At 67.7% G+C, this 21,468-nt stretch carries 18 protein-coding genes; 9 read left to right on the forward strand and 9 right to left on the reverse strand.

All coding sequences use genetic code 11. From position 1 onward, the window contains the following. Window positions 1–4: 4 nt before the first annotated feature. On the reverse strand, window positions 5–1,588 hold the full coding sequence (locus tag ACFOD4_RS17010; protein ID WP_379598323.1) for a gamma-glutamyltransferase: 1,584 nt from the start codon (window positions 1,586–1,588) through the stop codon (window positions 5–7). Window positions 1,589–1,770: 182 nt separating this feature from the next. Here ACFOD4_RS17010 and ACFOD4_RS17015 point away from each other — a divergent pair, with 182 nt between their 5' ends. Beyond that, window positions 1,771–3,936, forward strand: a complete 2,166-nt coding sequence (locus ACFOD4_RS17015; RefSeq protein WP_379598324.1) for a malate synthase G — start codon at window positions 1,771–1,773, stop codon at window positions 3,934–3,936. Between the two features lie 237 nt (window positions 3,937–4,173). Here ACFOD4_RS17015 and ACFOD4_RS17020 read toward each other — a convergent pair whose 3' ends face one another. Continuing rightward, on the reverse strand, window positions 4,174–5,601 hold the full coding sequence (locus ACFOD4_RS17020; protein WP_379598326.1) for a M20 family metallopeptidase: 1,428 nt from the start codon (window positions 5,599–5,601) through the stop codon (window positions 4,174–4,176). Between ACFOD4_RS17020 and ACFOD4_RS17025 the strand changes: the two genes are divergently transcribed. The 3 genes from ACFOD4_RS17025 to ACFOD4_RS17035 are packed head-to-tail and all read left to right on the forward strand — an operon-like array spanning window position 5,600 to window position 7,214. Further along, window positions 5,600–6,142, forward strand: a complete 543-nt coding sequence (locus ACFOD4_RS17025) for an MgtC/SapB family protein (RefSeq protein ID WP_379598327.1) — start codon at window positions 5,600–5,602, stop codon at window positions 6,140–6,142. The two genes, ACFOD4_RS17020 and ACFOD4_RS17025, sit on opposite strands and share 2 nt — an antisense overlap. Before the next feature lie 56 nt (window positions 6,143–6,198). Next, window positions 6,199–6,915 (forward strand): ATP12 family protein, encoded by a 717-nt coding sequence (locus tag ACFOD4_RS17030; protein ID WP_379598328.1) that lies wholly within the window; start codon window positions 6,199–6,201, stop codon window positions 6,913–6,915. A 23-nt stretch (window positions 6,916–6,938) separates the two neighbouring features. Next, window positions 6,939–7,214 carry an acylphosphatase gene (locus ACFOD4_RS17035; protein ID WP_379598330.1) on the forward strand — a complete coding sequence of 92 codons (276 nt, stop codon included), beginning with the start codon at window positions 6,939–6,941 and terminating at the stop codon, window positions 7,212–7,214. A 27-nt stretch (window positions 7,215–7,241) separates the two neighbouring features. Here ACFOD4_RS17035 and ACFOD4_RS17040 read toward each other — a convergent pair whose 3' ends face one another. Further along, window positions 7,242–8,282 (reverse strand): amino acid ABC transporter substrate-binding protein, encoded by a 1,041-nt coding sequence (locus tag ACFOD4_RS17040; RefSeq protein ID WP_379598332.1) that lies wholly within the window; start codon window positions 8,280–8,282, stop codon window positions 7,242–7,244. Window positions 8,283–8,392: 110 nt separating this feature from the next. Further along, window positions 8,393–9,424 (reverse strand): amino acid ABC transporter substrate-binding protein, encoded by a 1,032-nt coding sequence (locus ACFOD4_RS17045; protein WP_379598334.1) that lies wholly within the window; start codon window positions 9,422–9,424, stop codon window positions 8,393–8,395. A 267-nt stretch (window positions 9,425–9,691) separates the two neighbouring features. Here ACFOD4_RS17045 and ACFOD4_RS17050 point away from each other — a divergent pair, with 267 nt between their 5' ends. After that, the gene (locus ACFOD4_RS17050; RefSeq protein ID WP_379598336.1) at window positions 9,692–10,858 is read left to right on the forward strand and encodes a multidrug effflux MFS transporter; all 1,167 of its coding nucleotides are present in this window, start codon (window positions 9,692–9,694) and stop codon (window positions 10,856–10,858) included. A gap of 140 nt (window positions 10,859–10,998) precedes the next feature. On the opposite strand, the gene ACFOD4_RS17055 is transcribed toward ACFOD4_RS17050, so the two are convergent. Next, the gene (locus ACFOD4_RS17055; protein WP_379598338.1) at window positions 10,999–11,595 is read right to left on the reverse strand and encodes a DNA-3-methyladenine glycosylase I; all 597 of its coding nucleotides are present in this window, start codon (window positions 11,593–11,595) and stop codon (window positions 10,999–11,001) included. A gap of 118 nt (window positions 11,596–11,713) precedes the next feature. Here ACFOD4_RS17055 and ACFOD4_RS17060 point away from each other — a divergent pair, with 118 nt between their 5' ends. Further along, entirely contained in the window at window positions 11,714–12,523 is an 810-nt protein-coding gene (locus tag ACFOD4_RS17060) for an MBL fold metallo-hydrolase (RefSeq protein ID WP_379598340.1), read from the forward strand. Window positions 12,524–12,533: 10 nt separating this feature from the next. On the opposite strand, the gene guaA is transcribed toward ACFOD4_RS17060, so the two are convergent. After that, complete coding sequence (gene guaA / locus ACFOD4_RS17065; RefSeq protein WP_379598341.1) at window positions 12,534–14,108, reverse strand: glutamine-hydrolyzing GMP synthase; 1,575 nt, start codon at window positions 14,106–14,108, stop codon at window positions 12,534–12,536. 125 nt (window positions 14,109–14,233) lie between these two features. On the opposite strand from guaA, the gene ACFOD4_RS17070 reads away from it, so the two are divergent. Continuing rightward, the gene (locus tag ACFOD4_RS17070; RefSeq protein WP_379598343.1) at window positions 14,234–14,971 is read left to right on the forward strand and encodes a DUF1028 domain-containing protein; all 738 of its coding nucleotides are present in this window, start codon (window positions 14,234–14,236) and stop codon (window positions 14,969–14,971) included. A gap of 144 nt (window positions 14,972–15,115) precedes the next feature. On the opposite strand, the gene infC is transcribed toward ACFOD4_RS17070, so the two are convergent. The 3 genes from infC to ACFOD4_RS17085 form a co-directional block, all read right to left on the reverse strand. Continuing rightward, window positions 15,116–15,628, reverse strand: a complete 513-nt coding sequence (gene infC / locus ACFOD4_RS17075) for a translation initiation factor IF-3 (RefSeq protein WP_379598891.1) — start codon at window positions 15,626–15,628, stop codon at window positions 15,116–15,118. Between the two features lie 80 nt (window positions 15,629–15,708). Beyond that, window positions 15,709–17,664: a threonine--tRNA ligase gene (gene thrS, locus ACFOD4_RS17080; RefSeq protein ID WP_379598345.1), complete on the reverse strand. Its 1,956-nt coding sequence runs from the start codon at window positions 17,662–17,664 to the stop codon at window positions 15,709–15,711. Between the two features lie 290 nt (window positions 17,665–17,954). Then, a complete protein-coding gene (locus ACFOD4_RS17085) occupies window positions 17,955–18,491 on the reverse strand; it encodes a GNAT family N-acetyltransferase (protein WP_379598347.1) in 537 nt (178 codons plus the stop codon). Window positions 18,492–18,623: 132 nt separating this feature from the next. Here ACFOD4_RS17085 and ACFOD4_RS17090 point away from each other — a divergent pair, with 132 nt between their 5' ends. Both ACFOD4_RS17090 and ACFOD4_RS17095 read left to right on the forward strand, forming a co-directional pair. Continuing rightward, window positions 18,624–19,841 (forward strand): amidohydrolase, encoded by a 1,218-nt coding sequence (locus tag ACFOD4_RS17090; RefSeq protein WP_379598349.1) that lies wholly within the window; start codon window positions 18,624–18,626, stop codon window positions 19,839–19,841. Then, a complete protein-coding gene (locus ACFOD4_RS17095) occupies window positions 19,838–21,427 on the forward strand; it encodes an ABC transporter substrate-binding protein (protein WP_379598351.1) in 1,590 nt (529 codons plus the stop codon). Before ACFOD4_RS17090 ends, ACFOD4_RS17095 begins: the two co-directional genes overlap by 4 nt. Window positions 21,428–21,468 lie beyond the last annotated feature (41 nt).

Here is a 21,468-nt window from a genome sequence, read left to right on the forward strand (position 1 = left end):
GTGGTCAGCGCGCAGCGACGGCGGCCGACCAGGGGGTCATGACATCGGTGATGCCCACCATCCCACCTTGCTCGGCGCGGATCAGGTTGGGACAGGCGAAGTTTACCGGCAGCACGGAATGGTCCACCAGCGTCAGCCCGCCCTGCGCCTCCAGCGCCGCCAGCACATCGGCTGGCAGGCGGCGATCGGCGGTGGCGTCGTCCGGGCCGGAAACGTCGATGCGGGGGAAATGGGCCGCTTCCTCCACGCTCATGCCGAAATCCAGCAGGTAGGCGAGGGTCTGATAGACCGAGGCCAGGATGCGTCGCCCCCCGGAGGCGCCCAGCGCCATCACCGGGCCGCGCCCGTCGCTCACCGTCACCGGGCACATGTTGCAGAGCGGGCGCGCGCCGGGCCGGATGGCATTGGCCGAGCCGGGGCGCGGGTCGAACCACATCATGCCGTTGTTCATCAGCACGCCGCTGCCCGGCAGCACCACGCGGCTGCCCATGGAAGAGAGCAGCGTGGTAGTCATCGCCACCATGTTGCCTTCGGCATCCACCACCGTCAGGTGCGTGGTGCAGGTCTCGGGCGATTCGGGGGCGGTGGTGGCGCCGAGGCCCTCCAGCCGCTCGGCATAGGCGCTGCGCAACGTGCGGGCCAGGGCGCTGAACCAGGCGGCATCGGGCGCGGCGGGATCGAGCTTCGCCATTTCCGCCACTACCCGCGCCAGCGTCGGCGCGGCGGTCAGCCCGCCAGCGCCCTGCAGGGTCAGCCCGCCGCGCCAGGGGATCGACAGAGCCGGGCGAATCTGCGCCTGGCAGTCGCGCAGATCCTCGGCCGAAAGGAAGCCGCCCATGGCCTTGACGTCCGCGATGATGGAGGCTGCGATCTCGCCCTCGTAGAAGTCGCGCCAGCCGGCATCGCGCAGACGCTCCAGCGTCGCCGGAAGCTGGCCGAGGCGGAAATAGCTCATGGCGCCTTGGTAGGGGGCAACGGGCGGCAACCCATCGGGCAGGTAGATGCGCGCGCTTTCCTCGTACAGGCGCAGCACCTTGGCCGAGTTGGCGATCTTCAGCGTGGTGTACCAGTCCTGCGGCAAGCCGCGACGGGCGAGCGCGATGGCCGGCCCCAGCAACTCGGCCAGCGGAAGGCCGGACCCGAAGCGTTCCGCCATGGTGGCGTAGCCGGCCACGGAGGACGGGATCACCATGGAAAGCGGACCGTGGATGTTGCGGTCGCCCTCCACCTCCGGCCAGGAGAACAGGTCCTGCTTCATCTTGCCGGTCATCGGGAAGGCGGAAGGATCGCTGGCGGCGGGTGCCACCGGGCCGAAATCCAGCAGCTTCGCCTCGGCCTCGCCGGCCTTGTGGAACAGCGCGAAGCCGATGCCGCCCAGGCCCGAATTCCAGGGTTCCATCGCGGCAAGCGCGAAGGCCGTCGCCACCGCCGCATCGGCCGCGTTGCCGCCGGCCTCCAGCACGGCGACGCCGGCCTCGGCGGCGGCGCGGCTCTGGCTCGCCACCACGCCGCGCGTGCCCCGGGCCGTCGGCTTGGTCACCTGCCAGTTCTGCGTGGCGAAGGGCGGGGGCGCGTAGGCGATGGCCATGGCGGGCGGCATCCTCTCAGGCTCGGAACAACGGAATGGCGCGGGCAGCCTCCACCCATAATCCGGCCTGGGCAAGACCCCACCCGGAACTGCCGCCCCCGGCATGCGGCTGGTGGGAGGCGCTTTGCTCCTCAAGCTCTTTGCCCGCTATGCTCCGGCACCAGCAGAAGAGGGAGCAGGACATGGCCGGTAAGAAGGGGGCTGAGAAGGCGGCGCTGCAGGTGGCCCCGGTGCTGCGGGAGTTCGTGCAGGCCGAGGCGCTGCCGGGCACCGGCATCGAGCCCGACGCCTTCTGGAAGGCGATGGAGAATCTTCTTCGCAACCTCGCCCCGCGCAATGCCGCCCTCCTGGCCGAGCGCGATGCACTGCAGTCGAAGATCGACGAATGGCACCGGGCTCACCCGCAAAAACCGGTGGATGCCGCTGCCTACCGCGCCTTTCTTACGGAGATTGGATACCTGCGGCCCGATCCCGGCCCCGTCGCCATCAGCACGGCCAATGTTGATCCGGAGATTGCCAGCATTGCCGGGCCGCAACTCGTGGTGCCGGTGAACAACCCCCGTTACGCGCTGAACGCCGGCAATGCACGGTGGGGCAGTCTCTATGACGCTCTCTATGGTACCGACGCCATTCCGCAGGAAGGCGCCCTTGCCGCCAGCCAAGGCTTCAACCGTGCTCGCGGCGAGAAGGTGATCGCCCGCGCCCGCGCCGTTCTGGACGGGGCGGCGCCGCTGCTGGGCGGAGCCTGGGCCGATGTTGCGGGGCTTTCGGTTGTTGGTGGATTGCTGCTGGTGAACCTGGCGGATGGCGGCGCGACGGCGCTGAAGGATTCGACACAGTTCGCCGGCTTCACCGGCAGCGCCGAAAGCCCATCCACCATCCTGCTGCGCAACCATGGTCTGCATATCGAGGTGGTGATCGACCGCGGACACTTCATCGGCAAGGACGACCTGGCCGGCATTGCCGACGTCGTGCTGGAATCGGCCATCACCACCATCATGGATTGCGAAGACTCGGTTTCCGCCGTGGATGCCGAGGACAAGGTGGCGGTGTATCGCGCCTGGCTCGGGCTGATGAAGGGCGACCTGGAGGCCAGTTTCGAGAAGGGCGGCAAAACCCTCACCCGCCGCCTGAACGAAGACCGCAGCTACGCCACGCCGGATGGTGGCAGCCTGACCCTGCCCGGCCGTTCCCTGATGCTGGTGCGCAATGTTGGCCACCACATGATGACCGACGCGGTGACGCTCGATGGCAAAGAGGTGCCGGAAACCATCCTGGATGCGCTGGTCACCGCCGCTATCGCGCTGCACGACATCAAGGGCGCGCGCCGCAATTCCCGCGCCGGCAGCCTGTATGTCGTGAAGCCCAAGATGCACGGGCCGGAGGAAGTCGCCTGGGCCAATGAACTGTTCGGCCTGGTGGAGGATGCGCTGGGCCTGCCGCGCAACACCATGAAGATGGGCATCATGGACGAGGAGCGGCGCACCACGGTGAATCTCCGCGCCTGCATCGCCGCCGCGCAGGAGCGTGTGGCCTTCATCAACACGGGCTTTCTCGATCGCACGGGGGACGAAATCCACACCTCCATGGAAGCCGGGCCCGTGCTGCGCAAGAACGACATGAAGGGCGCTGCCTGGATCGGCGCCTACGAGAACTGGAATGTGGATACCGGCCTGGATTGCGGCCTGCGCGGCAAGGCGCAGATCGGCAAGGGCATGTGGGCGGCGCCGGACCGGATGGGCGACATGCTGGCGCAGAAGGTGGGCCATCCCAAGGCCGGAGCCAACACCGCCTGGGTTCCCTCCCCCACCGCCGCCACGCTGCATGCGCTGCACTATCACGAGGTGGATGTGGCGGCGCGGCAGGCGGAGATCGCCGCCGGCGGGGCGCGTGCGAAGCTCGACGATATCCTCACCATCCCGCTATCTGACAGCAACTGGTCACCGGCGGACGTGCAAGCAGAACTGGACAACAATGCCCAGGGCATCCTCGGCTATGTGGTGCGCTGGATCGACGCGGGCGTGGGCTGTTCCAAGGTGCCGGACATCAACGATGTCGGGCTGATGGAGGACCGGGCGACGCTGCGCATCTCGGCCCAGCACATCGCCAACTGGCTGCGCCACGGCGTGGTGACGGAAGCGCAGGTGGAAGACACGCTGCGCCGCATGGCGGCGGTGGTTGACCAGCAGAATGCGGGGGACGCCGCCTACACGCCGATGGCGCCCGGCTATGACAGGCCGGCCTATCAGGCGGCGCGCGACCTGGTGTTCGGAGGCACGACCCAGCCCAACGGTTATACCGAGTTCATCCTCCACAAGCGCCGGCGGGAAGCGAAGGGCGCGGGCTGACGCCGCAGGAGGGGCTCCGCCCCTCCCGGACCTCCCATGGCCCAGGCGCTTGGGACCTAGGGCGTTTGGAACCCATCCCCGGGCACTTCAGGTGATCCAGGGCGTGAAAGTGCCGCCAGCGGGCATCGAGCTTGGCTTCCGCCCCTTGATGCGGCGTGAGCTCCGGCGATCCGTCCTTGAACAAGGCGGCAGGGGCTTCAAGCCCCTGTCGGGAAAGTTCGAGGGGACGCTGCCCACTCACCGCAGCGGCGGTGCCTTCACTTCCGCCGGAATCGGGCAGGCATAAGGTTTGCCGCCCGTCCGACGCTTCAGCTCGTCCTTGGCGCGGGCGAGCATTTCCGGATCGCGGATCATGTCGAGCGCCGTCGCCGCCATGGCCTTGGAGGCGTGCAGCATGCCCTTGTGGGCCGCCGGGCTCTTGCCCTGCGCGACCATCTGCCAGGTGTGGAAGGGCGTGCCGACGGCGTAGTTGGCGCCGTGGCACTGCACCGTCGGGACCACCCAGGACACGTCGCCCACATCGGTCGAACCCGGCATCCAGCGAGGATTGCCGTCAAAGGGCAGCACATCCTCAGCCATGGCGAGATCTGCCGCCTCGGGCGGGGCACCGAAGAACTCGACGCTGCTCTCGATATCCTCGGGCGTCAGCGTCGCCTTGATGGCGGCGGCGAAGGCAAGGTCGTCCGCGTCGAAAACCGGAGCGCCGAGGCGGCGGATGTTCTCGTGCATCGCCATCTCCAGCACGGTGTTCGGCATGACCTCCGAGCAAGCCTTGTCGATCTCGACGGTCAGCTTCGTCTCGGTCATGTGCGCCGCCCCTTCGGCGCAGCGTTTCACCCGCTCGAACAGCGCCGCTGCCTGCGCCACCTTGGGCGAGCGGATCAGGTAGAGCACCTCGGCATTGGCCTGCACCACGTTGGGAGAGTTCCCACCCGCATCGGTGATGGCGTAGTGCAGACGCGCATCGCTGGGCATGTGCTCGCGCAGATAGTTGGCGCCCATGTTCATGATCTCAACCGCGTCAAGCGCCGAGCGACCGAGATGGGGGCTGCCGGCGGCATGGGCGGGCCGGCCCTTGAAGCGGAAATAGACCTGGAAATTGGCCAGCGTCTTTGCCGAGTTCACCCCGGCGAACACGCCCGGATGCCAGCAGATGGCGGCATCCAGATCGTTGAACGCACCGTCCCGCGCCATGAAAGTCTTGCCGGAGCCGCCTTCCTCGCCCGGGCAGCCATAATAGCGGATGATCCCCTTGCGGCCCTCGGCGGCCAGGGTGTCGCGCGCCGCCACGGCCGCCAGCATGGCACCCGAGCCCAGCAGGTTGTGGCCACAGCCATGGCCAATGCCGCCGGGCAGCACCGGGCGCGGCTCGGCCACCCCGGCTTCCTGCGAAAGTCCGGCCAGCGCATCGAACTCGCCGAGGAAGCCTATCACGGGCCCATCCTCGCCCCATTCGGCCATGAAGGCGGTGGGCAGTCCAGCCACCTCACGGGTGATGCGAAACCCTTCCGCCTCCATGGTGGCGATCTGCGCGGCGACCGACTGGTGCTCGTTGAAGCGCAGTTCGGCGAAGCCCCAGATGGTGTCGGACAGGGCGATGTAGGCCGGCCCCTTGGCTTCGATCCGGGCGGAAAGATCGTCGAGGCTGATGGGATCGTTGCGCATGATGGTCTCGTTCGGCTGCGGCATGTCGGCGCTGGCATACGCCCTTTCCGCCGCCACCGAAACCGCGGTGCACGCTTCCCGTTCCCTGCGCGGGAGGGCACAGGTCATGTTTCCGGACGGATGGCACCTGCGCGAGGCGCTGGATCTGGTGATCGCCTACCTGCTGGCGGTGCCGATCGGACTCGACCGCGAACGGGAAGATCGCAGCGCCGGGCTGCGCACCTTTCCACTGGTGGCCCTCGCCTCATGCGGCTTCATGCAGGCCGGCGGGGCATCGCTGATGGACAACGCTGATGCCACGTCCCGCGTCATCCAGGGGCTCACAACCGGTATCGGCTTCATCGGCGCAGGCGCCATCATCCGCCAGGGCGGACGCGTGCATGGCACCGCCACGGCGGCGGGCCTCTGGGTCACGGGTGCGATTGGCTGCGCAGTGGCCCTGCATGCCTATGCCGTCGCCATCGTGCTCAGCCTGGCCACCATCGTGACCTTGAGCGGATTGCAACTGGTGAAGAAGGACCGCGAGCCTCCGGCACGGTAGGGCCGACGCGCGGGCACCCCCTTGGCGGCGGGCCGCCGCATGCCCATAAGCGCGGCATGAAACGTTTCTGGGACCAGGCCACCGTCTCCACCGTCGACTCCGCGGGCGGCGGCGGCTTCACCGTGCTGCTGGATGGCCGGCCGATGCGCCTGCCCGGAAGCGGCATCCTGCATCTGCCAGGGCGTGCGCTTGCCGAGGCAGTCGCGGAGGAATGGCAGCTGGCCGGTGGCGGTAAGGGCGGCGAGATGCGGCTGGAGGAAGTGCCACTTACCCGCGTGGCTGCCACCGCCATGGAGCGCATCGCACCCGATCCGGCGCCCTCGGCGGAGGCAATCGCATCCTATGGCGGCACCGACCTGCTGTGCTACCGCGCCACCGAGGCGCCCCTGGCCGCGCGTCAGGCAGCCGAGTGGCAGCCGCTGCTCGACTGGCTGGCGCAGGCTTGCGCGGCGCCGCTCAGGGTCACGGAGGGCATCATGCCAGTGGCGCAGGATTCGGCCGCGCTTGCTGCGCTGGCGCAGGCGGTGGCGGCGCATCCTCCGCTGGAGCTCGCCGCACTCGGCGTTGCCGTGCCGGCGCTGGGCAGCTTGGCGCTGGGTCTGGCCCTCTCGCGCGGCCGGATCAATGCCGCAGAGGCTTGCCGGCTCGCCTTCCTGGATGAAAGCTACCAGCAGGAACTCTGGGGCCGGGATGAGGAGGCGGCGCAGCGGCAGGAGAACGTCGAGCGCGACGTGCATCTGGCGGCGAGGCTGCTGACACTGGCCCGGCAATAGCGAAGCCGGGGAGACGAAAGGGGATGGACGCCAAGACGGTACGGATCCGGGGCCGGGTGCAGGGCGTCGGCTATCGTGACTGGATGGTGGAGGAAGCAACGCGGCTGGGCGTGCAGGGTTGGGTCCGCAATCGCGCCGATGGCAGCGTGGAAGCGCTGGTGGCGGGGGACGCCGCGGCGGTGGGCGCATTGCTCATCGCCTGCCGCGCCGGCCCCCGCCTCGCCTGGGTGGAGCGGATCGAGGAGGATTTCGCCGAACCGCCGGCCGAGCCCGGCTTCCGCCGCCTGCCCACCGCCTGACGGCCCGCGCGCCTCCCCGTCCTGTTCTCAGCGCATCGGCGGCGCGTATTGGAGCCCGCCCTTGGTCCAGAGATTGTTGATGCCGCGTTGCACGCCGAGCGGGGTGATGTTGCGGTCCCAGATCTCGCCGAAATTGCCTACCTGGCGGATGATCTGCACCGCCCAGTCAGGCTGCAGGCCCAGCATCTTGCCCAGGTCGCCCGACTTGCCCATGAAGCGCTGAACATCGGGGTTCGAATTATCGGCGAAACTGTCGAGGTTCTTGCTGTTGATGCCCAGCTCCTCCGCCGTCACCTGGGCGAAATGCGCCCAGCGGACAATGTCGAAGAACTTCCAGTCGCCCTTGCGCACCACGGCGCCCAACGGTTCCTTGGAGATGATCTCGGGCAGCAGGACGTAATCATCCGGGTTGCGCTGCGCGACGCGGAAGGCGGCCAGCGAGGACGAGTCGTTGGTGTAGGAATCGCATCGCCCGCTGACAAAGGCCGCGCGCAGCTCTTCCAGATTGTCGATCACCACAGGGTTGAAGCGGATGTTGTGGGTGCGGAAGTAATCCGCGGTGTTCAGCTCGGTGGTTGTGCCGGGCTGCACGCAGATGGTGGCCCCGTCCAGTCCATTGGCGCTTTCCACGCCCAGCGACTTCTTCACCATGAAGCCCTGGCCATCGTAGAAATTGATCGAGGCAAAGGCGAGGCCCAGCGCTCCCTCGCGTGAAAGCGACCAAGTGGTCGCCCGCAGCAGCATGTCGAGCTCGCCCGATTGCAGCGCGGTGAAGCGGTTGGCGGTGGTGGTGTTGACGTAGCGCACCTTGTCGGCGTCGCCCAGGATAGCGGCGGCCACGGCACGGCAGCCATCCACGTCGATACCGCGGTACACGCCCTTGGTGTCAGGCAGGCTGAACCCGGCGGTGCCGCCGATCACTCCGCAAACCAGCGTGCCGCGGGCCCGGATGGCGCCCACCGTGTCGGCAGATGCGGCGCCCTGCGCTGCGGCCGGCTGGCTGAACGCGAGCCCTGCCGCCAGTGCCCCCGCGGCCAGCGATGCGGCCACGGCATGAAACTTGAACAAATCGGACCTCCCCTGATGGGCCCGGGTCTCGTGCCCGGATGCAGTCAGTGTTCCGGCGCCACGCGGCGCCGGCAAGCGGAAAACGACCGGCCAGGAATGCCGGCAATCCCTTAGCGCATCGGCGGCGCGTACTGCAGCCCGCCCTTGTTCCAAAGGTTGTTGAGGCCACGCGGCACGCCGAGCGGGGTGATGTTGCGGTCCCACATCTCGCCGAAATTACCGACGCCCTTCACCACCTGCACCGCCCAGTCGGGCGACAGGCCGAGCATCTTGCCGAGATCGCCCGATTTGCCCATGAAACGCTGCACATCCGGGTTGCTGTTATCGGCGAAGCTGTCGACGTTCTGCGCGGTGATACCCAGCTCCTCCGCCGTCACCTGGGCGAAATGCGCCCAGCGGACGATGTCGAAGAACTTCCAGTCTCCCTTGCGCACCGTGGCTCCCAGCGGTTCCTTGGAGATGATGTCCGGCAGCAGCGTGTACTGGTTGGGGTCGGCCTGGTTGGCGCGGAAGGCGGCAAGCGAGGAGGAATCGTTGGTCATGGCGTCGCAGCGGCCGGAGATGAAAGCGCGGTTCACCTCCTCGATGCTCTCGATCACCAGCGGCGTGAATTGCAGGCCGTTGGTACGGAAATAATCCGCCATGTTCAGCTCGGTGGTGGTGCCCTGCTGCACGCAGATGCTGGCGCCACCCAACTCCTTGACCGATTTGACGCCCGAGGATGCCTTCACCATGAAGCCCTGGCCGTCATAGAAGTTGATTGACGCGAATTCGAGGCCCAGTGCCGCCTCTCGTGCCAGCGTCCAGGTCGTGTTGCGCACCAGCATATCCAGTTCGCCGGACTGCAGGGCGGTGAAGCGGGCCTGCGCCGTGGTGCGGACAAAGCGCACCTTGCTGGCATCGCCGAAGATGGCTGCGGCGACGGCCCGGCAACCGTCGGCATCCAGGCCGCGCATTTCCCCCCGGCTGTCCGGCGCGCTGAAGCCGGGCACGGCGCCATCGACGCCGCATACCAGGGCGCCTCGGGCCCGGATGGCCGCCACGGTGTCGGCGGCGGGTTGCTGGGCGCTGGCTGGAGCAGTCGCTCCCAGGGCGAACAGACTGAGGCCGCCGACAAGGGCGGCAAGCGCGGAACGGAACACGGCAGGTCTCCCGGCATTGCAGCGTCGGCATGGCAGCCCGGCGCCTGACGCAGTGTTGGTGAAGCGGTGCCATTCCGGCAAGTGGAGAATCAGCGGCGGCTGAGGCCTGGGCGGCAAGGTTGCGCGTCATGTGGGCAGATGCAGCGCCGCCTGCACAAGATATTGCTTCCACGCGGATGATCGGGCGCCCTGGCGCGGCAGCAGGAGCCTCGTCATCCTGGGGGTTCCTCAAGGCCAAGCGCCTCTTTCCTTCGGATCATCTTCATCATGCCCGCCTGGCTTCCCCTCCTGCTCGGCTTCATGACAGCCATCGGGCCGCTTTCCACCGACATGTACCTGCCGGCCTTTCCGGCCATTGAAGCGGGCTTCGGCGTGCCGCCCGGCTCGGCGGAGCTGACCCTGGCCACCTGGTTCGTCGGCCTTTCAGCAGGACAGCTCGTTCAGGGCACCTTGGGCGATCGGCTGGGGCGGCGCCGGCCGCTGCTGGTGGGCTTGTGGATCTATGTGCTCGGTTCCGTGGGCTGCGCGATGTCCACCTCCATCGAGATGCTGGCCGTCTGCCGCTGCATTGCCGCCTTCGGTGGCTCGGCCAGCATGGTGCTGCCGCGCGCCGTGGTGCGCGACATGGCGGACGGGCACGAGGCGGCGCGGCTGATGTCGCGGCTGATGCTGGTGATGGGCGCGGCGCCGATCCTGGCGCCGAGCCTGGGCGGACTGATGCTGGGCTTTGGTGGCTGGCGGCCGATCTTCTGGTTCGGCGCGGGCTATGCCGTGATCTCCTCCCTGCTCGTCTGGCGCCTGCTGCCGGAAACGCTGGAGCCGTCCCGCCGGCTGAAGCTCGGGCCGACGCAGTTGCTGGCGCGCTACCTGCAGATCCTGCGCGAGCCCAGCTTCCTCGCGCACACCGCCATGGGCTGTGCCGCCATGTTCCTGACCTTCGCCTATGTGGGCGGCGCGGCCGGGGTGTTCGTCGGCCTGTACGGACTGAGCCCCTCGGCCTTCGCCATTCTGTTCGGGGTCAATGCGGCAGGCTTCATCCTGTTCTCGCAGTTCAACCCGCCGCTGCTGCTGCGGCTTGGGCCGGTGCGGCTGGTGCGCATCGCCACCCTGGCGCTGCTTGCGGCCACGCTGTTGCTGGCACTGCTGGCCTGGTCCGGCTTGGCGCCGTGGTGGATGCTGGTACCCTGCATCGCCGTCGCCATGTCCTTTGCCGCCTTCGTCATGCCGAACGCGGCGGTGGGCGCACTCAGCCGCCATGCCATGCAAGCCGGCTCGGCCTCGGCGTTGATGGGCACGCTGCAATTCGGTGTAGCGGGTACCAGTGGTTTCCTGCTCAGCCATTTCGCCGATGGCACGGCACGGCCGATGGCGGCGCTGATGCTGCTGGGCGCGATCGGCACCGTGGTGGCGGAGCGGCGTCGGCCTGGCGCCTGAGGAAGGCCGGGCCGTACGACGAAGCAGGATCAAGGGGGGCCCTGCCCTTCAAGCTCCCCTGTCCACGGACACGGCTCGCCTCTACCTGCGACCCGTTGGCGCTGCCCTGTGCAAGCCAGCAGGTGAGTCTCCGGCGGACCTCATGCCTCTGGCGGGGTGGGGCCAGGAAGGACGGCGCGCCTTGCAGAAGTGCGGCGGAAGCAGCGGGCATCATGGTCGTCCACGATGCCTACCGCCTGCATCCAGGCATAAATGATGACCGGGCCAACGAATTTGAAACCACGCTTCCTCAGGGCCTTGGAGATCGTTTCCGAGAGAGGCGACGATACCAACCGCTCTGGGCCATCATGCCGGATGGTCTGGTCCCCGGTGAACGACCAGCAAAAACTGCTGAAGTCCTCTCCCTGCTCCCGCATCGCCTCGTAGATCCGCGCCCCCTGGATGGTGGCCTCGATCTTGGCGCGGGAGCGGATGATGCCGGGATCGGCCAGCAACCGCTGGATGTCCGCCTCCCCGAACTGCGCCACCACCGCCGGCTCGAAGCCCCCAAAGGCGTGGCGGAAGGCATCGCGCTTGCGCAGCACGGTGATCCAGGCGAGGCCGGCCTGGAAACCCTCCAGCATCAGCATCTCCCACAACATGCGGGGGTCGCGCTGCGGCACGCCCCATTCCTCGTCATGGTAGCGTTGTTGCAGCGGGTCACCTTCGGCCCAGGCGCAGCGGCACAGTTCGGTCATGCTGTGGTCTCCGGCCGGGAGCATGGCAGCGACCCCGGCCCGCGCCAATGTCTCACAGCCAATGTCTCACACAGGCCGGCGCAGGCCTGTATGCTTCGTCGTGCGGAGGATCATGGCCATGCCGAACTTCATCTGCGCTACCTGCGGAACCAGCTTCCCCGAGGCCAGTATCCCGCCAGCCCGCTGCCCCATCTGCGAGGATGAACGGCAATACGTGCCGGAAGGTGGGCAGCGCTGGACCACGCCCGGCGATCTTGCCCGCGGGCACAGCAATGGCTGGCGGCAGCTGGAGCCGAACCTGTTCGAGCTGCGCACCCATCCGGCCTTCGCCATCGGCCAGCGTGCCTTTCTGATCCGCACGACGCGCGGCAACGTGCTATGGGACTGCATCGCATTGCTGGACGATGCAACGCGCGCGCTGGTCGGCACGCTGGGCGGACTCGCGGCCATCGCCATCTCTCACCCGCATTACTACACCACCATGCAGGACTGGGCGGCGGCCTTCGACGCGCCGGTTTACCTCCATGCGCGTGATCGCGAATGGGTGATGCGTCCGGATACCAGGCTGCGCTTCTGGCATGAGGAGGAGCACGGCATCGGCGAAGGGCTGACGCTGCTGCGGCTCGGCGGGCACTTTCCCGGCGGCACGGTGCTGCACTGGCGGGATGGTGCCGGCGGCGGAGCAGTCATGGCGGGCGACATCCTGCAGGTTGCGCCCGGGCGGAAAAGCGTGTCCTTCCAGTGGAGCTACCCGAACTGGATGCCGCTCGCCGGCGCCTCCGTGACGCGCATCGCGGCGCGACTGGAGCGCTGGGAGTTCGGGCGGGTTTACGGCGCCTTTGGCCACAACATCCTGGAAGATGGCAGGGCGGCGGTGTTGCGTTCCGCCGCCCGGTATGGGGAGTTGCTGCGCCAGGATCAGCCCTGACGCGGCGGCCTCACTCCCACTCGATGGTGCCGGGCGGCTTCGAGGTGATGTCGTAGGTCACGCGGTTGATGCCCCGCACCTCGTTCACGATGCGGGCCGAGACCCGCGTCAGGAACTCCATGGTGAAGGGATACACATCGGCCGTCATGCCGTCGGTCGAGGTCACGGCGCGCAGGGCACAGACGCTCTCATAGGTGCGGCCATCACCCATCACGCCGACACTGCGAACCGGCAGCAGCACGGCAAAGGCCTGCCAGATGGCGTCGTAGAGACCCGCCGCGCGGATCTCCTCCAGGTAGATGGCATCCGCCTTCTGCAGGATCTGCACCCGCTCCCGGGTCACTTCGCCAGGAATGCGGATGGCCAGGCCCGGCCCGGGGAAAGGATGGCGGCCGACGATCTCCTCCGGCATGCCCAGCTCGCGGCCCAGCTCACGCACTTCGTCCTTGAACAGGTCACGCAGCGGCTCGACCAGCTTCATGCGCATGTTCTCGGGCAGGCCGCCGACATTGTGGTGCGACTTGATGGTGACCGAGGGCCCGCCCGTGGCTGAAACGCTCTCGATCACGTCCGGGTAGAGCGTTCCCTGGGCCAGGAAGTCGGCGCCGCCAAGCTTGGCCTGCTCCTCCTCGAACACCTCGATGAACAGGCGGCCGATGGTCTTGCGCTTCCTTTCCGGGTCCGTGACGCCTTCCAGCTGGCCGAGAAACAGGTCGGAAGCGTCGCGGTGCACCAGCGTGATGTTGAAGCGGTCGCGGAAGGTGCGGACCACCTGCTCCGTTTCGCCGCCGCGCATCACGCCGTGATCCACATAAATGCAGGTGAGCTGGTCGCCGATCGCCTCGTGGATCAGCACGGCGGCAACCGAGGAATCGACGCCCCCGGAGAGGCCGCAGATCACCTTGCCGTCGCCAACCTGGGCGCGGATGCGCTGGATGGCCTCGGCACGGAAGGCGGCCATGGTCCAGTCGCCGGTGCAGCCACAGACGCCATGGGTGAAATTGCGCAGCAGCTGCGCGCCATGCGGTGTGTGCACCACCTCAGGGTGGAACTGGATGCCGTAGAAGTGCCGGGCATCGTCGGCGATCATGGCGTTCGGCGCCCCTTCGGAAACGGCGACGATGCGAAAGCCCTCGGGGAGCTTTGCCACGCGGTCGCCATGGCTCATCCAGACCTGCTCGCGCGCGCCGGAGGACCATACATCGCGGGTCAATGCGCAATCCTCGCGCACCTCGACATAGGCGCGGCCGTATTCCTGATGGTCGCTCTTCTCCACCAGCCCGCCAAGCTGCATGCACATGGTCTGCTGGCCGTAGCAGATGCCGAGCAACGGCACGCCCATGGAGAACACCGCCTCCACCGCGCGGGGGCTGCCTTCATCGACCGTGCTGGCCGGCCCGCCGGACAGGATGATCCCCTTGGGCGCGAAGCCCCGGATGCGATCATCGGTGGCGGTAAAGGGCCACACCTCGCAATAGACGCCCGATTCCCGGACCCGGCGCGCAATGAGCTGCGTCACCTGGCTGCCGAAATCGAGGATGAGGATGCGGTCCTGGTGGAGGGCTTGGGAGGACAGGTCGGCCATGGGCGAGCTTGCACCACGTTCGTTCCCCCAAGGCAAGCGTTTCGCACAGGGGCGTGCCATGCGCCCCTTGACCGTACGGCATGCCCCCCACTTCTGTACCGCACGTTGAAGGAGAGGAACCCCCGATGACCTGGTCGATTGTGGCGCATGACCCGGATACACAGGCCTTCGCGGTCGCCGTCACCACCTGCGCCTTTGCCGTTGGCGCGTCCTGCCCGCATGTTCGCGCCGGGGTGGGAGCGGTTTCCACCCAATCCTTCACCAACCGCTACCTGGCGCCGGCCGTGCTGGACGCGCTGGCACGGGGACTGACCCCGGCGGCGGCCATCGAGGGCGCGCTGGCGGGCGACGACGGCAAGGCGCTGCGGCAGATCCACGCGGTGGACCGGCTGGGACGTAGCGCCGTCTGGACGGGGCAGGATTGCGTGGAATGGGCCGGCAGCCGATCGGGCCCGGGCTTCAGCGTCGCCGGCAACATGCTTGCCGGACCAGCCGTGGTGGGTGAAACAGCCGCGACCTATGCTTCGGGTTCGGCCCTCACGCTACCGGAGCGGCTGATGCTGGCCCTCGATGCAGGGGAAGCGGCCGGTGGCGACCGGCGTGGCCGGCAATCGGCAGCCATGAAGCTGGCGACAACGGAGGATTTCCCCGATCTGGACCTGCGGGTGGACGACCATCCCCAGCCTCTCATGGAGTTGCGCCGGCTGCTGGACATCTGGCGACAGACACGGGCGCCCGCGCTCCCCTTCGCACCTCGCAAGGCTGACCCGGCCGGCATCATCGACAAGGCGATCATCGAGGCAGGGTGGCGCGCACGAGGGCTGGATCTGCGCTTTCCGCAACGGCCGGCGCCACAAGGTTGAGGACCAGACGTTCTTTGTCGGAAAGGAAAACGATGGGCCCGCCGGTCATCGTGCGACAAAAGGAAGCGCCGCACGTCAGGGGCAGTCACAACGCGAAAAGGGGCCTCAGGCCCCCAGTCGCCACACCGCCGAACAAAGCAAGCGTTACTTCGGTGCCAGCACCATGATCATCTGACGGTTTTCAAGACGAGGCATCTGCTCGACCTTGGCCATCTCCGCCAGCTCGGTACGCACACGCTCGAGCACGCGGGCACCCAGATCCTGGTGCGCCATCTCGCGGCCGCGGAAGCGAAGCGTCACCTTGACCTTGTCGCCCTCTTCCAGGAAGCCCTTGGCTGCACGCATCTTCACGTCGTAATCGTGGTCATCAATGTTCGGGCGAACCTTGATTTCCTTGATCTCGACGATCTTCTGCTTCTTGCGGGCCTCGTTGGCCTTCTTCTGCTGCTCATACTTGTACTTGCCGTAGTCGGTGATCTTGCACACCGGAGGCACGGCATTCGGACTGATCTCCAGCAGGTCCATGCCGACGTCATAGGCACGAAGCAGGGCTTCGCGCGCCGACATGACGCCGATCATTTCACCATCCTGGTCGATCAGGCGAACCTGCGGAACGCGGATATCCTCATTGACCCGCGGTCCTTCGCGGGGCGGCAGCTGGTTCGGTACGGGGCCTCGGGCCAGAGTCGGCTCCTGTTGCTGTTGGAACGAAATCGAAGTGTCTTATGATCCAGCGGTCACGCCGCTGCAACCTCCATTGCGGGCCTCAGATCGGGTGCCGCGGCCTCGGCTGCAAGGGCCTGCACAGCTTCGGCGAGGCTCATCGCCACCTGTTCCCGTCCCGGCAGGCGACGGAGGACGACCTTGCCCTCCTCCGCTTCGCGCCGGCCGATCACCGCCAGCACCGGCACCCGCGCCTCAATATGATCGACGACCTTTCGGTTGATCTTTTCATTGCGCAGGTCAAGTTCCACCGAAAGCCCGGCCTTGCGAAAGGCGTCGGTCACCTCGCGCGCAAAGGGCACCGCGTCGTCGACGATGGTGGCCACCACCACCTGGACCGGCGCCAGCCAAAGCGGGAAGCGTCCTGCGTGCTCCTCGATCAGGATGCCCAGGAACCGTTCAAAGGAACCCAGAATGGCGCGATGCAGCATGACAGGGCGATGGCGATTGCCGTCTTCGCCCACATACTGCGCATCCAGCCGCTCGGGCAGCACGAAGTCGACTTGCAGCGTGCCGCACTGCCAGTCCCGGCCGATGGCATCGCGCAGCACGAATTCCAGCTTCGGCCCGTAGAAGGCGCCCTCCCCCGGGTTCAGCTCGTATTCCACGCCGGCAATGCGGCAGGCTTCCTTGAGCGCACCCTCGGACCGGTCCCAGGTGGCGTCGTCACCCGCGCGCTTCTCCGGCCGGTCGGAGAACTTCACGCGGAAGCTCTCGAAGCCGAAATCCTTGTAGATACGGGACAGCAGCGCCACGAACTCCACCGTTTCCTGCGCGATCTGCGCCTCGGTGCAGAAGATGTGGGCATCGTCCTGGGTGAAGGCCCGCACCCGCATGATGCCGTGCAGCGCGCCGGATGGCTCATAGCGGTGGCAGGAGCCGAACTCGGCCATGCGCATTGGCAGCTCGCGGTAGGAGCGCAACCCGTGGTTGAAGATCAGCACATGGCACGGGCAGTTCATCGGCTTCAGCGCCAGCACGCGGTCCTTCTCGGACTCGTCGTCCACATTCGCCAGGAACATGTTCTCCCGGTACTTGTCCCAGTGGCCGGAGGCTTCCCACAGCTTGCGGTCCAGCAGCTGCGGGGTCTTCACCTCCTGGTAGCCGGTCGCGTCCAGCCGGCGGCGCATATAGTCCTGCACGGTGGTGTAGAGGCGCCACCCCTTGGGGTGCCAGAAGATCGAGCCCGCCGCCTCTTCCTGGAGATGGAACAGTTCCATTTCCTTGCCGATCTTGCGGTGGTCCCGCTTCTCGGCCTCCTCCAGCATGTGAAGGTGGGCATCAAGCTCCTTGCCGTCGCGCCAAGCGGTGGCGTAGATGCGGCTGAGCATGGCGTTGCGATGGTCGCCGCGCCAATAGGCGCCGGCCACCTTCATCAGCTTGAAGGCGGAGCCGATATCGCCGGTGGAACGCATATGCGGGCCGCGGCACAGGTCGAGCCACTCGCCCTGGCGGTAGATCGAGATCGCCTCGCTTTCCGGAAGGTCCCGGATCAGCTCGGCCTTGTAGCGCTCGCCCCGCTTCTCGAAGAAGTCGATAGCCTCGGCACGCGGCCATTCCTCGCGCACAAAGGCGGCGTTGCGCGCGATGATCTCCCGCATCTTGGCCTCGATCGCGGGGAAATCCTCGGGCGTGAAGGGCTCGTTGCGCGCGAAGTCGTAGTAGAAGCCGTTCTCGATGGCGGGGCCGATGGTGACCTGGGTGCCGGGGAACAACTCCTGCACCGCCTCGGCCAGGACGTGCGCGGCGTCGTGCCGGATCATCTCCAGCGCCTCGGGATCGCGGCGGGTGATGAAGCGGAGCGAGGCATCGGCCGCGATCTCGTGGCTGAGGTCGCGCAGCACGCCATCCACCTGCATGGCCAGCGCCGCCTTGGCGAGGCCGGGGCCAATGGCGGCGGCCACGGTCGTGCCGGTCACAGGCCCGTCGAATTGGCGGACGGACTGGTCAGGCAGCGTGATCGCAGGCATCGGAAGGGTATTTTCCAGGTTGAATTTCGGGCGGCGGACCATGCGGCCCTGGCCTCCCTCCCGTCAACGGCTAAAGCCTCGACGAAAGCTGAAGGCTGGGATGCCCGGCCGGAACGAAAAAACCGCGAAGTTGATCCGCATCAAGGATGGGGCCGAGGCACGGCGACATGCTGCCACCACCGGGACGGTGCTGTGGCAGGCCGCCGTGCGCGGGCTTCCAGGCGCCTGGGCCATGCCGGCAGGGTGCCTGGAGGCACAGGCCCGTGAAAGGCCGGCGGCCGCGCGCGCTCTCATCCGGGCGCGGCCGCGCTCCGCTCCGGGGCAGGCTCCGCCGGCAGCAACCGCACCATGAACAGCAGATCGAGCCAGCGGCCGAATTTGCGGCCGACCTCTGGCAGCAAGCCGGCGTCGCGGAATCCCATGGCCCTGTGCAGTGCCACGGAAGCGGCGTTGCCGGCCTCAATGCCGCCGACCATGGCGTGCATCCCTGCGGCTTCCGCGCGTTCGATCAGGGTCGCCATCAAGGCGCGTCCCACTCCGCGCCCCTGTGCGGCCGGATCCACGTAGACAGAGTGTTCCACCGTCTGCGAGTAGCCCGCGAAAGGACGGAAATCGCCGAAGGAGGCAAAGCCCAGCACCGCCCCCTCGTGCTCCGCCACCAGCACCGGCAGGCCACGCCCTTGTCGCTCCCGCAGCCAGGCCAGCCGCGCCTCCAGCGTCGCCTCCTCCAGATGCCAGATCGCGGTGGTTTCGCGGATGGCCTGGTTCAGGATTGGCAGCATCTGCGGCAGATCGGCCTCGGTGGCGTCGCGAATCAGGGGCGGCATTCGGCTCTCCGGCTTGGCGCAGCCATTCTACTGCCGCCCTTGCGCCCCTCCAATGCTTCCCGCGAAGGTTGACCCGCGCCCCCTGACCGGCCCAGTTTCCCGCGACACGGCAGCGATAAAGGGCATTTCCGCGTGCGGCAGGACATTCTGGACGAGTTGAAGGCCGACGAGGCCGAACTGATCGCCATCCGGCGCGACATCCACCGTCACCCCGAAACCCGCTTCGAGGAAGTCCGCACCGCGGCCCTGGTGGCGGAGAAGCTGCGCGAATGGGGTCTCGCGGTGGAAACCGGCATCGGCAAGACCGGCGTCGTGGGCACGTTGAAGGGAAAGCGCCCCCTGGGGCACAACCAGGCGCAGCGCGCCATCGGGCTGCGGGCCGACATGGATGCGCTGTTCATCCAGGAGGAAACCGGCCTGCCCTACGCCTCTGCAGTGCCCGGCAAGATGCATGCCTGTGGCCATGACGGCCACACGGCCATGCTGCTCGGCGCGGCCAAGCACCTGGCGCGCAACCCGGATTTCGCCGGAGCCGTGCACTTCATATTTCAGCCCGCCGAAGAGGCTGGCACCGGCGCTCCCGCCATGATCGCCGACGGCCTGTTCGACCGTTTTCCGGTGGACAGCGTCTGGGGCATGCACAACACCCCGGGCATGGCAGTGGGCGCGTTCGCGACGCGCCCAGGACCGATCCTGGCAGGCGCCGACTTCTGGGGCGTGACGTTTCACGGCACAGGCGGGCATGGCGGGGCCGCGCCGCACCTGGCCACCGACGCCACCGTGGCGCTGGGCCAGTTCCTGCTGGCGGTGCAGACCATCATCCCGCGCAACCTGAAGCCGACCGAGAGCGCGGCGCTGTCCGTCGGCTATGTTGGCGGCGGCGCCTACAACTCGCCCAACGTCATGCCGGCCAAGATCGGCGTGCGCGGCACGGCGCGATACTTCCGCCCCGAGGCGCAGGCGATCATCCGCCGGCGCTTGCAGGAGCTGGCGGAAACCCTGGCGGCCGCCTCGGGCTGCACCGCCGAATTCCAGTATGACGCGCTGTGCCCGCCCACGGTGAACGCGCCGGAAAAGGTTGCCTCGGCCCTGGCCGCAGCCGCGGCCGTGGTGGGCGAGGCACAGGTCGGCGAGTTCCCGATGAGCACGGGTGGCGAGGATTTCGCCTTCATGCTGCGGGAAAAGCCCGGCGTGTTCATGCGCATCGGCAACGGGGTGGAGGCCGACGGATCCTTCCACAACGTCCATACGCCGAAATACGACTTCAACGACGCCGCACTGCTGCACGGCTCGGCCTACTGGGTGGAGCTGGTGCGGCGGGAACTCGGCGAGGAGGCGGAGAGCGCATGATGCCCGGCCGCCGTGAATTCGCCGCCGGCCTGCTGGGCGCGGCGGCTCTTCCCTGGCTGCCACGGCGTGCCGCCGGGCAGGCTGCGGACCACCTGTCCCTCGCCGTCAGTGCGCCGCCCGCCAGCATCGACCCGCATTATTACACGTTGACGCCGAGCATCCAGATTTCGGCGCAGATCTTCGATCCGCTCGTACGGCGCGACGAAAACTCCCGCTTCGGGCCCGGCCTCGCCGAGAGCTGGCGGCTGGCGGACGACACTACCTGGGAGTTCACCCTCCGCACGGGCGTGAAGTTCCACAACGGGGACGCGCTGCATGCCGAGGACGTGGCCTACACGTTGAAGCGTGTGCCGACAGTGCAGAGTCCTTCCAGCTTCGCCGTCTACACCCGGCAGATCACGGGTGTGGAGGTGGTGGATGCCCGCACCGTGCGGTTGAAGACCAACAGCCCTTACCCGCTGCTGCCGAACGACCTGTCGCAGATCTTCATCCTGCCGCGAAGCCTGGGCGAGAACGTCGCATCCGCCGCCTTCAACAGCCCCGAGGTGGCGGTGGGCACCGGACCCTTCCGGCTGGTGTCCTACAGCCCGAACGACCGGGTGGTGCTGGCACGTAACGAGGCATACTGGGGCGAGAAGCCGGATTGGGCCCGGGTCGATTGCCGCATCGTCACCCAGTCCGGACCCCGTGTGGCAGCCCTGCTTTCGGGTGATGTCGGCATGATCGACAACGTGCCGACAGCCGATCTGGCCAAGCTGCGCCAGGACAATCGCATCACCATCACCGAGGGCAACAGCCTGCGGCTGATCTTCCTGGGCCTCGACATCGGGCGGGAGGAAGATAGCCCTGACATCACCGGCCCCAAGGGCGAGAAGCTGGGCCGCAATCCGCTGCGCGACCAGCGCGTGCGGCAAGCTCTGTCGATCGCCATCAACCGCGATGCCATCGTGAAGCGGGTGATGGAGGGCGCGGCGGCGGCGGCGGGGCAGTTCATGCCGGAGGGAACCTTCGGCCATGATCCCGGCATCAAGGTGCCGGCCTTCGACCCCGCTCGCGCCAAGGCGCTTTTGGCCGAGGCGGGCTATCCGGACGGCTTCTCCATCATTCTGCGCGGCCCCAACGACCGCTACGTCAACGACGCGCAGATCATCCAGGTGGTGGCGCAGCTCTGGAGCCGGATCGGCGTCAGGACGCAGGTGGATGCGCAGCCACTGGCGACGCTGATCGGCCGGCTCAACCGCTTCGACGTTTCTGCCTACCTGCTGGGCTGGAGCAACAGCACGGGCGAGCCTTCCACGTCGCTTCGCGCCGTGCTGGGATCGCGCGGGAAGCCGGGGCTGGGCGTCACCAATTATGGCCGCTACACCAGCGACGAGATGGACGCGCTGGCGGAACGCGGCTTGTCCACCCTGGACGATGCGGCGCGGGAAGCGCTGATGCGGCAGGCCATGGCGGTAGCGATGCGGGATGTGGCGGTGATTCCGCTGCACACGCAGGCCAGCGTCTGGGGCACGCGGCGCGGCCTCACCTACACGGCGCGGGCCGATGAGCTGACCCTGGCCTCCGGGGTGCGCAAGGCGGGCTGAGGCGGCCGCCGGTCAAAGCCGGGGCGTCGCCGAGGCGGCCC

This window comes from Teichococcus globiformis (genome assembly GCF_042646265.1).
Taxonomy (GTDB): domain Bacteria; phylum Pseudomonadota; class Alphaproteobacteria; order Acetobacterales; family Acetobacteraceae; genus Pseudoroseomonas; species Pseudoroseomonas globiformis.